At 52.3% G+C, this 12,856-nt stretch carries 10 protein-coding genes and 3 pseudogenes; 9 read left to right on the plus strand and 4 right to left on the minus strand.

Annotation, left to right across the window (positions count from 1 at the left end; genetic code table 11):
- Positions 1-29: 29 nt before the first annotated feature.
- Positions 30-1,577, plus strand: coding sequence for an IS66 family transposase (gene tnpC / locus ACYZT5_RS07915; protein WP_462049377.1), 1,548 nt, complete (start codon positions 30-32; stop codon positions 1,575-1,577).
- 196 nt (positions 1,578-1,773) lie between these two features.
- On the opposite strand, the gene ACYZT5_RS07920 is transcribed toward tnpC, so the two are convergent.
- Positions 1,774-2,121, minus strand: coding sequence for a LysR substrate-binding domain-containing protein (locus ACYZT5_RS07920; protein WP_462050586.1), 348 nt, complete (start codon positions 2,119-2,121; stop codon positions 1,774-1,776).
- Positions 2,122-2,301: 180 nt separating this feature from the next.
- Here ACYZT5_RS07920 and ACYZT5_RS07925 point away from each other — a divergent pair, with 180 nt between their 5' ends.
- The 7 genes and pseudogenes from ACYZT5_RS07925 (at position 2,302) to ACYZT5_RS07955 (ending at position 8,787) form a co-directional block, all read left to right on the plus strand.
- Positions 2,302-2,796, plus strand: a complete 495-nt coding sequence (locus ACYZT5_RS07925; protein ID WP_462052214.1) for a lecithin retinol acyltransferase family protein — start codon at positions 2,302-2,304, stop codon at positions 2,794-2,796.
- Positions 2,797-3,077: 281 nt separating this feature from the next.
- Positions 3,078-4,913: a PAS domain-containing sensor histidine kinase gene (locus tag ACYZT5_RS07930; RefSeq protein WP_462050587.1), complete on the plus strand. Its 1,836-nt coding sequence runs from the start codon at positions 3,078-3,080 to the stop codon at positions 4,911-4,913.
- Between the two features lie 2 nt (positions 4,914-4,915).
- Positions 4,916-5,554 carry a response regulator transcription factor gene (locus ACYZT5_RS07935; RefSeq protein ID WP_462050588.1) on the plus strand — a complete coding sequence of 213 codons (639 nt, stop codon included), beginning with the start codon at positions 4,916-4,918 and terminating at the stop codon, positions 5,552-5,554.
- 119 nt (positions 5,555-5,673) lie between these two features.
- Complete coding sequence (locus ACYZT5_RS07940) at positions 5,674-6,063, plus strand: response regulator transcription factor (RefSeq protein WP_462050590.1); 390 nt, start codon at positions 5,674-5,676, stop codon at positions 6,061-6,063.
- Between the two features lie 356 nt (positions 6,064-6,419).
- A pseudogene (locus tag ACYZT5_RS07945) lies at positions 6,420-7,322 on the plus strand (LysR family transcriptional regulator); the annotation flags it as partial.
- A 335-nt stretch (positions 7,323-7,657) separates the two neighbouring features.
- Positions 7,658-8,254, plus strand: a pseudogene (locus ACYZT5_RS07950) (alpha/beta fold hydrolase); the annotation flags it as partial.
- 212 nt (positions 8,255-8,466) lie between these two features.
- Positions 8,467-8,787 carry a hypothetical protein gene (locus ACYZT5_RS07955; protein WP_462050591.1) on the plus strand — a complete coding sequence of 107 codons (321 nt, stop codon included), beginning with the start codon at positions 8,467-8,469 and terminating at the stop codon, positions 8,785-8,787.
- Positions 8,788-9,240: 453 nt separating this feature from the next.
- On the opposite strand, the gene ACYZT5_RS07960 is transcribed toward ACYZT5_RS07955, so the two are convergent.
- A complete protein-coding gene (locus ACYZT5_RS07960; RefSeq protein WP_462050592.1) occupies positions 9,241-10,395 on the minus strand; it encodes an epoxide hydrolase family protein in 1,155 nt (384 codons plus the stop codon).
- A gap of 402 nt (positions 10,396-10,797) precedes the next feature.
- Here ACYZT5_RS07960 and ACYZT5_RS07965 point away from each other — a divergent pair.
- Positions 10,798-11,378: pseudogene (locus ACYZT5_RS07965) on the plus strand (OprD family outer membrane porin); the annotation flags it as partial.
- Between the two features lie 89 nt (positions 11,379-11,467).
- Here ACYZT5_RS07965 and ACYZT5_RS07970 read toward each other — a convergent pair.
- The gene (locus tag ACYZT5_RS07970) at positions 11,468-11,683 is read right to left on the minus strand and encodes a hypothetical protein (RefSeq protein WP_462050593.1); all 216 of its coding nucleotides are present in this window, start codon (positions 11,681-11,683) and stop codon (positions 11,468-11,470) included.
- A gap of 166 nt (positions 11,684-11,849) precedes the next feature.
- Positions 11,850-12,623: a ParA family protein gene (locus tag ACYZT5_RS07975; RefSeq protein ID WP_462050594.1), complete on the minus strand. Its 774-nt coding sequence runs from the start codon at positions 12,621-12,623 to the stop codon at positions 11,850-11,852.
- Positions 12,624-12,856: the final 233 nt, after the last annotated feature.

A 12,856-nucleotide genomic window follows, 5' to 3' on the forward strand; every position in this document is an offset into this window, starting at 1 on the left:
AAGTGGCCTGCTTTGGTAAAATCCACGGCATGACTTCCTCGCCCAATCTCGATCAAATGACTCCCGACCAACTGCGTGCATTCGCTGCGCAGTTGCTGTCGCAGGTCGAGACCATGGGTAAGACGGTCGAAACAATGGGTAAGAAGATCAACCGCGATCAAACGGTAATCGAGAAGCTGACCCACGAGATTGCGCAGCTCAAGCGTTTGAAGTTTGCCAAGCGCAGCGAGCAGATGAATCCTGAGCAGGCGAGCCTGCTTGATGACCTGATCGATACCGATATCGCGGCGATTGAGGCCGAGCTTCAGGCCTTGCAAATAGCCCCAGTGGCGACCGAGAAAAAGCAAAAGCCCAAGCGCACGGCCTTGCCGGCAGAGTTTCCACGCACCTTGATCCATCACGAGCCGGACAACACCCACTGCCCATGCGGCTGCGCGCTCAAGCGTATCGGTGAAGATATCAGCGAAAAACTGGACTACACACCGGGCGTGTTTACCGTTGAACGCCATGTTCGTGGCAAGTGGGTTTGCGATAGCTGCGAAACGCTGATCCAGGCACCGGTGCCGGCGCAGGTTATCGACAAAGGCATCCCAACCGCCGGGTTGTTGGCCCATGTCATGATCGCGAAGTTCGCTGACCATCTTCCGCTTTACCGTCAGGAATCGATTTTTGGTCGTGCCGGCTTGGCGATTCCACGTTCAACCTTGGCTCAATGGGTTGGCGTTACGGGCGTGCAGTTGCAGCCACTGGTCGATGCCCTGCGTGACGTAGTGATCGGGCAGCAGGTTGTGCACGCGGATGAAACGCCCGTGCAGATGCTCGCTCCGGGCTCGAAAAAAACCCACCGTTCTTATGTTTGGGCTTACGCCACCAGCCAGTTCTGCGAAACAGCCGCTGTCGTCTACGACTTCAGCCCCAGCCGCGCCGGTGAGCATGCTCGCAACTTCCTGCAAGGCTGGAAAGGTAAGTTGGTCTGCGACGATTTTGGCGGTTACAAGGCCAGCTTCGAACTCGGCGTAACCGAGATCGGCTGCATGGCCCATGCCCGGCGCAAGTTCTTCGAACTGCACGCTACAAACAAGAGCCAGCTCGCCGAGCAGGCCCTGCGTTACATCCAGTTGCTGTACGAGATCGAGAGCGAAGTGCGTGACCTGGAGCCGGATTTACGGTGCCGAATACGGCAAGAAAAAGCCGTGCCGGTGATGGATATCCTGCATGCCTGGATGATCGCCCAGCGTGATCTTGTGCCCGAAGGGTCGGCCATCAGCAGAGCACTCGATTACAGCCTTAAACGCTGGGCAGCGCTGTCGCGCTACCTCAATGACGGGGCCGTACCCATTGATAATAATTGGGCGGAGAACCAGATCCGACCATGGGCTCTTGGGCGCAAGAACTGGCTCTTCGCCGGGTCGCTACGCAGCGGAAAACGGGCTGCGGCAATCATGAGCTTGATCCAGTCTGCGCGGCTGAATGGTCATGACCCGTACGCCTATCTAAAGGATGTTCTCACGCGCCTGCCGACGCAGCGGGCGAGTGAAATCGAGCAGTTGCTTCCGCATAAGTGGCAGCCGGTTTAATCACGCAAGATGTGATGCCCGGACGCATACGATCCACCGGGATAGATCGGGACGGGTCAACACGTCCTTGGCCCAAGAGACCAGTGCGGCATACAGACTAAGAGACGTCCTTTGTGCCAGGTCACGCTAGGCAAATATCGCTGTCCCCTGCAAATGCATCGCGCAAATAGTCTGTGAATGCTCTAACCCGCGCAGATTATCTCCGATCTGGGGGAGTCACAGCGTGAATGGGTAGAGAAGCCGGCGAGTAACTCTCCAGTAATGCGACTACGCGCCCTTCCCTGAGGTCTTGTCGAAATAGCCACAATGGAGAAAGCGAAACTCCTAATCCGTTCAATACCATTTGCCTAACCGCCTCACTGTTATTGCTGCGAACATTGCCACTGACTTGCACACTATTCCATCTGCCATTGTGCTCGAATCGCCAGCTGGCAAAATGCTCCAGCTGGATGAAAACAAGACAGTTGTGGTCGGTCAAATCCTTCGGCGACGAACATACCCTCGTATAGGTTAAGCATATCAAATGATTATTCAATCGAAACACACGTACAAATGAATAATCTCCGATAGATGGATACCATCAATCTTAAGGATTTCGGAGGGTTTCATCATGCTAAACCTCACAGCGATATTCGGACGTAGCCTACTCTCACCCTGCTTAGTAAGTCTCTTTCGTCTGGTGTTGACAGTCACCAGAAGCGCCAGCCGCCTTACCCATCTGATGATGAGGAGTTATGTGCATGATAAATTGGATAATAATATTTATACAGAACATGATCATGTTGGTATTTCTACTTCCCTCGTGGATACCGATAGAAGCTCAATTGATGTACCTATAGGTGCACATCTGGTCAGTCCTCGTAAATTTTATTTACATCACGGTATTTACCTTGGCGGTGGAAACGTCGCGCACTACTCAGGATTTAGCTCATCATTCAGGCCAGGGCCTGTTGAAGTAACAAATATTGGAAAATTCTCAAATGGCAGATCGGTTTGGGTATTTCATGAGTGCTGCGAATTTACTAATGATGAAATCGCAAGTCGCGCACGCTCCAGAATCGGTGAATGCGAATACAAGATTTTCTCCAACAACTGCGAACATTTTTGCAACTGGTGTATCCGTGGGGAGAGCCGGAGTACTCAGGTTACTGATTACCTCCATTGTCCTCTTCGGTTTCTAACATTCATTGCGGCGTTGGAATCATACTTTATTGCATAACGGCTCTACCTTGGGGCTGCACATTTAGTATGTTGAAGCACGCGCGGCTACCTATGTAGGTACTAAAAATCGAGCAGCCGTAGAGGATGCATTTCTTGGAATCAGAAATCCTCCTTTCGGATAGGCAGTCACCCTAGCCCTTACGCTTGCTTAGGGCGCATCCGCGTGACCGATCCTGATCTAAAATCAACACCAACGGTACGTTTCACCGAGTGCATTACACTGGTACGAATCGTCTGCAATTTTGGATTGGGCTCACTTTTCCAGGCCTTCTGATTGATATGAAAATCAAAATGGAAGCGGTGGCACATGCAGGAGCACCTGCTCCCCGCCTAGCGATGGCTACTGTCCTACTGAGGGTAGGTGCGCTCTCCCTGGCAACCTTCATATTCGTAGTGGACACCCTGACCTCCATTCAGATCGCCGTGGCCGTGCTTTACGTCATAGTCATTCTGATGTCGGTCAGTCTGTATTCCAGGAGCGGGGTCATCAAGGTAGCGCTGTCTTGCGTAGGGCTGACACTGATCGCTTTTTTCATCTCCCACGGCACGGATATACACAGCCCAGCATTTGCACGTTGTCTAGTGAGCCTGACTGCTATAGGGATTGCGACAATCATGGCGCTGAAGAACAAAGCTGCCTACGACGAGCTGCAAGAACAAGTCCGTGTGCTTGCGCAAACCCATGACGCCATAATCGTTCGAGATATGGATGGAAGAATCACTACCTGGAGTCCAGGCGCAGAGGCGCTCTATGGTTGGTCAAAGGTCGAAGCCATTGGTCAGGATTTCCGCTCACTGCTCAACCCTCAGTTTTCGTCTTCCGAAAAGGACGTAATGGACTCGCTACTCCGAGTCGGTACGTGGGAAGGAGAAGTAGTGGAGCACCGTCGTGACGGTACTCAAGTGACCGTAGTGAGTCGATGCTCACTGTCACGTGACAATCACAATATTCCTAAAGCCATCCTCGCCACTCACAATGACGTATCCGAGCGAAGACGCGCGGTGGATGCCTTGCGTCGTAGTGAAGCATTCCTTTCTTACGCACAGCGTCTTAGTCAGACAGGCAGTTTTGGCATACAACTTCCTAGTGAGGACGTGTATTGCTCCGATGAAGCCCTACGAATATTTGAGTTCAGAGAAGATGAGCAGCCTTCCCTGGCAAGCATGCAGAAAAAAGCTCACCCGGAAGACATCGGCAAGGTCACTTCTCTGATTGAAGAGGCGCATCGCAAAGCGCCTACCTTGAAAGCCGAGACTCGCCTCCTGATGACGGATGGACGAGTAAAACATTTGCGTATGCTTGCTCAAGGGCAGACAGACTCGACCGGACACTACGAATACATCGGGGCACTGGTCGATGTTACGGGCTCAAAATTAGCGGAGGAAGCACTTCACCGGTCACAGGCTGAATTAGCGCACGTAACTCGGATCACGACCTTAGGAGAGCTTGCGGCCTCAATTGCGCATGAAGTAAATCAACCTTTGGCCGCAGTGATAACGAACGGTGACGCGGGACTCCGCTGGCTGAAGCGTGAAACTCCGAATACCGCCGAAGCGTTGGCGTCGATAGAGCGCATGATGAGCGAAGCGCGTCGAGCAAGCGAAGTCATCCGCCGCATCCGCGCGCTTGCTCGAAATACTGCCCCGCAGAACATGCTGCTCGACCTTAAAGAGATAGTCGATGAATCGCTCGCCTTGGTAGATCGAGAGCTGACCCGAAACAAGGTGGTTGTTCTGAGTGAGATAGATAGCCGAGCTGCATGGATAACGGGCGACCGAGTGCAGTTGCAACAAGTGATCATCAATTTGATCATGAACGGTATTCAAGCTATGGCGAACACAAAAAGTACCAATCGCCGACTGCTTCTGCGGTTACGTCACTCAGACGCCGACGAGGTGCTTGTGAGCGTCCAAGATAACGGCCCAGGGATTCTGCCAGAGAACATGCCGAAACTTTTCAACGCTTTCTTTACCACCAAACCGGAGGGTATGGGCATGGGGCTGTCGATTTGTCGCTCAATCATTGAGGCACACGGGGGGCGCATTTGGGGAGCGTGTAATCCTGGTGAAGGCGCCACTCTGCACTTTTCTCTTCCGACTATGAATGAGGACTGACCATGAAGAACGATTCTTCAGTTGGTGAGCCTGTAAAAAACACTCCCATGGTATTCGTTGTCGATGACGAGGCCTCTATACGCGATGCGCTTAGCAATCTATTCCGCTCCGTAGGGATACAGGTCAATACTTTCGAATCTACCTCAGATTTTTTGAAGCATCCGAAGCCGGACAGCCCAAGCTGCCTCATCCTTGATGTGAGACTCCAAGGCTTCAGTGGTTTGGATTTCCAAAATCAGCTGGCTGAATCCAAGGTAAAAATGCCGATTATTTTCATAACCGGTCATGGCGATATAGCGATGTCTGTAAAAGCGATGAAAGCAGGCGCATCGGACTTTCTTGCGAAGCCGTTTCGTGATCAAGATCTGCTTGATGCAGTTTCAGCAGCCCTTCAGACAGATGTACGACGCAGGGAATTAGAACTGCAGGGGTCAGACCTGCAAAACCGTTTTCAATCGCTCACAGCACGTGAGCGCCAGGTTATGGCCCATGCTGCCAAAGGACTGATGAACAAACAGATCGCTGATCAACTGCATCTGAGCGAGATCACAGTCAAAATACATCGCGGCCATGCAATGAAAAAAATGAACGCTAAATCGTTTGCTGACTTGGTTCGCATGGCCGAGTCCTTGGGAATGTGACAGTGACGCTTATCAGAATAATACGTCCGTATGATTTCTTTTATACGAGTGAAGTCATAGTGTCGAATCAACGCTCTACACGCTTATGTCTCGTTTAAGCGCCAACGAAGGTACGCATTGTGGTCAGAACTCCTGTGATAGCAATCGTCGATGATGATCAGTCGGTACGAATGGCGATAGATAATCTCGTGCGATCCCTCGGATACGAATCAAATCAATTCTCCTGCGCAGAGCATTTTCTCGCCGGGGCGAATCTCGAGCGCACATCGTGCCTGATCACAGACGTTCAGATGCCTGGTATGAGTGGCCTCGAACTGCAAAGTGAGCTGATCAATATCGGACTGGATATGCCCATCATTTTCATTACGGCCTACCCAGAGGAATCGATGCGCAAGCGAGCAAAGGCAAGCGGTGCTAAGTGTTTCCTTAGCAAGCCATTCGAAGGGCAGACGATGATTGAATGCATCGAGAGAGTCATTCAGAGTCCTAAAAGTCTTAAACTCCACTGATCCAGGCGCCCCCACGTTCCCTAATTACTCAGCCTTACAAAGCTGTTCGTTCGCATGTGGCTAAATAAAACACAACAGAAACATACGTAAGTATTAGCTGTTAACACCGCCGTACTAAAAAATACTAACCTTTGTAGAAGTGTTAAACCAATTCATAGGAAGTATCTTAATTTCAAGCCGAAGGACAAACTGTTTAATTGCGCTCCGGGTTGACTCAAACCCTCAACACGCCATTTAAACTGACACTCGCAACCTGTCCCCAAGCTCATGAACATTAGAGATCGTTCGCCCCACCAAAGATGATCACTGTGTAACGAAAAGCGGACGTAGGCGTTTACGCCTGGGTAGTGACGACCATGAACAGAAATGATCTTCGCAAAATTGACCTCAATCTTCTGATCGTGTTTGAAACGCTGATGCAGGAACACAATCTTACCCGCACAGGTGAAAAGCTGTTTCTATGTCAATCATCAATCAGCGCTGCTCTTAACAGATTGCGCCAATATTTTGATGATCCTCTATTCATACGTATGGGACGAGCTATGGAGCCAACAAGCAGGGCAATAGAGATATACGCCAGCTTAACTCCAGCTCTTGACTCCATGGCTGTCGCACTGGGTAGGATGAGTGAGTTTGATCCCGCAACTAGCTCCACTATCTTTAGGATTGGCTTGTCCGATGACGTCGAATACGCGCTACTCCCAGGCTTGCTAAGTCAGCTTCGGATCGAAGCGCCAAACGTCGGCTTGGTAATTCGGCGTACAGATCATTATCTAGCGTCCAGCCAGCTCTCAACGGGTGAGGTGTCGCTAGGAGTTTGCTACAACCGAGACCTGCCAGCTAACGCTAAATCAAAAGTTTTACGGAGCATTCGACCCACGGTTCTAAGTTCGAGTACTTACTCAAGATCACTGGATCTCGACGAATTTTGCCGTCGCCCTCACATCTCGGTTTCACTCAAAGGGGATATGTGTGACGACATCGATAAAGCTTTGCAGGCAATCGGTCTTGAGCGCAGAACAGTCCTCGCTATTCCTCAATACAGCGCGCTCAAAACATTGATCGAAGGCACTGACATGGTAGCTGTAGTTCCTGAATACGTAGCACAAACCATGACACAACAGGGCGATTTGCGCGAGACCCCGCTGCCGATGGTTCTACCCTCACTCAATCTGTCGATGTCATGGAGTGGAACTCTCAACAACGACCCTGGGGAACGGTGGTTACGCTCCCGCATAAGCCTGTACCTGAGCGAGCAGAACGCAGCTACAGGTGACATGCGCTCGAAACCCAGCATCACGCATCGTCAGCAAAGCATACCTCATACCCGAGCTTCTGCAGGAAGGGCTGCTTTACATATGTTACGCGAGGCGTAGTTGGTCGGAATCAAGCTTACATCTTGCAATGAAATGTACGCGGCGGTGTGGCGGCTTTTCCTACCAATGGCAGCAGGGTTGTACAAACCAAGCAACCACGTTCAATCGCCGCGTTCGCGCGGCGTTGCTGCGGTAACCATATTTGCAAACATGCCTTTAGGGGTAATGGCTGCAACTCAGAAGACAGTTCATCACCACCAGCTGGGAGTTTATCCGATATGACCTCCATTAAAACAAAAGACGGTACAGACATTTTCTACAAAGACTGGGGCCCGAAAGACGCAACGCCCGTTGTGTTACACCACGGCTGGCCTTTGAGTTCAGATGATTGGGACAACCAAATGATGTTCTTCCTGGACAAGGGTTTCCGGGTCATCGCCCATGATCGCAGAGGACATGGTGGCTCGACCCAGACCTGGATTGGCACCGATATGGATACGTATGCAGCGGATGTGATTGAACTTGCAGACGCGCTCAACCTGAAGGGCGCTATCCACGTTGGCCACACAACTGGCGGCGCACTGCAGTTCAGAACCAACCGTCTCGATTGTCGACTTGCTCCTTGGCAGCTCCGCAGAGCCAAAGAGCTACTGTATGCCAACATTGAAGGCTCAACGGGCATTGCCAGCATTGCACATGAGTGCGGTTTGTCACGGGCACACTTTTCTCGCGCGTTCAGCCATAGCGTTGGTGTTCCACCTTATCGCTGGCTGCGAACCCTACGTATTGAAAGAGCCAAGGATCTGCTTCGAAACTCTAGCCACTCGCTTTCTGAGATCGCATTGATCTGTGGATTCACGGATCAAAGTCATTTCAACCGGGCTTTCCGCTGCGCTACAGGGCTAACACCACGCTGTTGGCGCATCAACTGACATTCTATTTTTCCCATATTGGAAGCATTCTCGCGTATCCCGCAAATTGTTCGCCAGTAGCCGATGCGATTAGATGCCCTGCTTCTCCGCCTTATTTTTATATTTCCGCACAGCCATCCAAAATAAGCACGTCTGTTCAATCCAGGCTTTCTAAAATGCGCGACCATTTCTTCGATTTCTGGGAGGCAATGAACATGCATGGAGGCATCACGAAATTTAAGTTTTTTTCAGGCGTTTTGTTGGCACTCACGGCAACGGTGGTAATGCCTGGTGCCTGGGCTGCAGAGGCACGCGCCTTGGCGGCGGACGGCGCTGATCGTGTTGGTGCCGGGGCGGTCGCGGCGGACGGCTCGGATCATGTTGGTGCTGCTTGTCTTGCATACCCCCGAAGTGGAATAGGTTCGGATCGAGTGGCATCCTTGCTCATGGGCGGCACTTATTCCGATCAGTTCAATAACCCAATCATCAATCAGTAGCGCGACATTTCATTGTTTGGAAAATGACCGTCTATGACGCGGCAACCGAAACCGCCATCCGAGGCGGACGCCGCCTCTAGGGCACGCAAGACCTGATGCGACGCTCCCCCGGCGCGCGCTTATTTGAAGAACGTCCTCACTCGCCTGCCGACGCAGCGGGGATATTGCAAAGCTGCTGCCACATAAGTGGTAACCGGTTTGGTTACGCAAGACGGGATGCCCGCACGCATACCGGGGGGCAGGTAACAGCCATCCCTACCGCGCCCCGCTTACAGAGCATTTGGGATGTTGCTGTCCGCGCGCCTTTGCGAGATAGAGGCCTAGGGCCAAATCGATGGGCATGCGTAGAGGTATTTGAAGGGCTTACCAGTGCGGCTGTGAACTCAACGAGCGGAGTTGCTGCCCCGTTATTCCAGAACTAGGTGCTGTGTACCATGGGGCGTTGATACCCAGCTATCCCCGCAAAGGCCTGAAGAATGCCCTGATTTCCTCAGCCAGGATCTGAGGTTGCTCCAGCGCTGCGAAATGACCTCCACGGGCTACGTGCTCCCAGCGGTGTACATCGAACACACGTGCCACCCAGCTACGTGGAGGCATAGGGAGCTCCTTGGGAAATAGTGTGACGCCTAATGGCGGATCGACCCGCTCCCCTGGCTCGAACGCCAGCGGGTTTTGTCGATTTTCCTTATACAGACGTAAGCTTGCCTGCACGTTCCCGCTAAACCAGTACAGGGCAATATCGGTTAGAAGCGTGTCGAACGACAATACCTGTTCTAGATCGTTTGGATGATCAACCCACGCATGAAACTTTTCGACAATCCACGCTGCAAGCCCTAGTGGCGAGTCCGTCAACGCGAAAGCAAGTGTCTGAGGTTTCGTGCTCTGCAACGCAGCGTAGGCCCCCTCAGTGGCTGCAAAGTGGCTGCTCCGATCTAGGAAATCCTGTTCTTTCTCGCTCAAAGCATCTTGGCCGGCACCTAGAGGCGGCCGATAGCTCCCTGGAATGTAATTGAGATGAGCACCGATAATTTGGGGTTGGTGATCACGGGCGAGCCACATTGAAACTCCAGCGCCGATGTCCCCTCCTTGGGCGCCAAAACGGCCGTACCCCAGCTGCCCCATGAGCGCTTTCCAGAGGGCCGCAATCTGTCTTGAGCTAATCCCGGCCTGGGTCGGTGCAGGCGAGCAGCCGTAGCCTGGAAGAGACGGCACCACCACATCAAATGAGTCAGCGGCATCGCCACCGTGGGTAGCAGGGTCAGTGAGTAGCGGGAGCAACTGTTCCATTTCCAGGAATGAACCTGGCCAGCCGTGGGTGATAACCAGAGGCATGGGTTTGTGCCCCTTTCCGCGCTGATGCAGGAAATGAATGGCTTGGCCATTGACCTCAGTCATGAACTGCGGCAACTGATTGATCCGCCGCTCTTGATCTCGCCAATCAAAGTGGTTGCACCAATGTTCAAGGAGACGCTGAAGAAAATCCGAATTGGTACCATCCTCCCAGCTGTCTGGCTTTAAGGCGTCGGGTAAACGTGAATTGCGTAGCCGCTGATGAAGGTCGCTTAGTTGAGAATCGGTGACGGCCAAGGTAAAAGGGCGAATCTGCATGACAATTCCCTATGAGGGTAAACACGCTAGATTATGGCGCTGCTTCGCGATCAGGCAATCACCGATCACCGATCACCAACAATAGCCAGATTAGCCAGTTCAAACGCTCATCACGGCGACTGCCGTCATGCTACATATAGTTCCTGATTCAACCCGGACGTATTGGTTTTTAACCCCCTACCAACCGCTCAATCGCTTCTCCCGGTGATACCTTGGCTACGTCTGGTGAGGAGGCTAGGAAGGTGTGTTTGCCAGACAGTTACCGAAGGTGAAATAAGTTGCAAACTCTAATCTTGCCCAATCCTACTAACGCGCAGCGTAATCCGCGTTAACGCACCAATATGTAGCGCCCCCTAAACCTCTCCCCTGCGTAAACCCAAACCCTGCTACTACCTGACACGCGATGGCCGCCCAGTTGGCAGCCTCTCTGAGGCCGGCGCCGCGATTAAGCTACGTCTATCCCATACTGTCCTTCGCTACGGCAACCAATTCCCGACGATGCCTGTTCTCGCCTACGACGACTCCCGTGTCCTGCCACAGGCGTTGACAGGCACCCTGCTCACCAGCAAGGAAATCGAGGGTTTGACACTCCATGCAGGCCGCTTCACTGCTGACAGCCCAATGGGCGATTCATCACGTGACCCGGGAACGCAATCTACTTGGCCAACTCCTACTACTCCGACTTCAACTTGAAGGATGAAGAGTCCTGGCAGCTCAGCTACGAGCTCGATTTCGCCGGATTCGGCGTACCAGGCCTGACCTACAAGACGGCTTACGTGCGCGGAAGCAACGTTGACTCGGGCGGTGAGCAGGATGGTACCGAACGCGAGTTCTTCAATCAGGTCAAATACGTAGTACAAGAAGGCTCGCTGAAGGACATGTCCTTCAAGCTTCGTAACTCCATTTACCGAGCAGATCGTGATGTTGCCGCGAACCTGAATGAGGTACGTGCCTACGTTGAGTATCCTCTGGATATTCTCTGATCAAATCGCGCCGGGTTCCCCCGGCGCATCTTTTACCTGCGCCAAACATACGGTTAGTTCAACCAGTCCGCTAAGTCGTTGGCGGTCAGTCACGCGAATTTGATGGCACCGCCCTGGATGTCGTCCCGTGCCAATCGCAGATCATCGGCGTCCTGATTGAGCCGGTGAACCAGGTTGAGCAACCGTTGCCGCAACACTTCGTCCGTGAGCTGCTCAGCTGCACGCATAACATCAAGCGCCGCGTGCTCATTGTTGGTAGCGACGGAGTCGAGCAGTTTGCGCATGCTTCTTGATGACCGATTCATTTCCAACTCCCTGGATTTCAGTGACGCGAATCATATGGCCAGAATGTTTCGTCAGTATTTCAGCTGCACGAACTGGCTTGAATCACCGGCTCCGGTTCATTTGACGCTTGCTGGAGGGACAACCTGAGGGGTCGATTACGCTTGTAGCAACCCGTCATTTATGAAGCTAAGCGGCTCGCTCCAGAGCATCCAGCAAACCAAAAAACTCCCGAGAAAGCTTATGCCGAGGGGCCAAATGGATGATGGGTACTGAAACTTCGTGAGATTCGCGCATCTTGACGGAGCTGCTTAGGTAAACCGGTAGCACAGGCAAACCTTCTGCCACCAGCTCATCAACGAGATTTTGGTGCAAGGCGGTATGCCCGGTGAACTGATTGACCACCACCCCTTCCACTTTCAGTAATTCATTGTGATCAAGACGTAGCTCCTCTACCTGCGCGATCACGCGATACAGCGCCTGGCGAGAAAAACTGTCGCAATCGAATGGGATCAGCAAACTGTCCGCTGCCACCAGAGCACTGAATGTGTAGAAGTTGAGTGACGGAGGTGTATCGATGTAGATGCGCTCATAATCCTCGGACAGTTCAACCAGCAGCTTGCGCAGCTTATTGATCTTGTATTTGGTCTCGAGTTTTGACTGGAGGTCTGACAGGTCAGGGCTGGCAGTCACCAAGTGAAGGTTGTCGTAAGAGGTCTCAGTTATGACCACGCGATTCCTTCTGCCTTCGAAGCCGCCGGATAGAGTTTGTTTGAAAAAATCGGCGATGCCCGCGGGGATGCTTTCGTTGATCAGACCTGTCAGATACTGAGTCGAATTTGCCTGGGGATCGAGATCAACCAGCAGTGTTCGGTAACCTTCGGCAGCACTCACTGCGGCAAGGTTGCAGGCAATGCTGGATTTTCCAACGCCCCCTTTCTGATTGAATACAACACGACGCATGGGGCTTGCTCATCCATGAAAAAGGCCAAAGGCCGACTGAAAGAAGGTGTAAGAAGTCGTGTCAATTCTATGACCGTAATGTTTCAGTTTTACGACTGCGATTGACACAAGGGCCGGGCTAGAGGGATGGCCTGGCAATACAGCGTAATAGCAATGGAATAGGCGCCACCAGAGTGAGGATTTACAAACGACTCTGAGACGGGGTTGATGACCGTTTAGCAATACGCTTCATT

Source organism: Pseudomonas sp. LB3P14 (assembly GCF_054898045.1).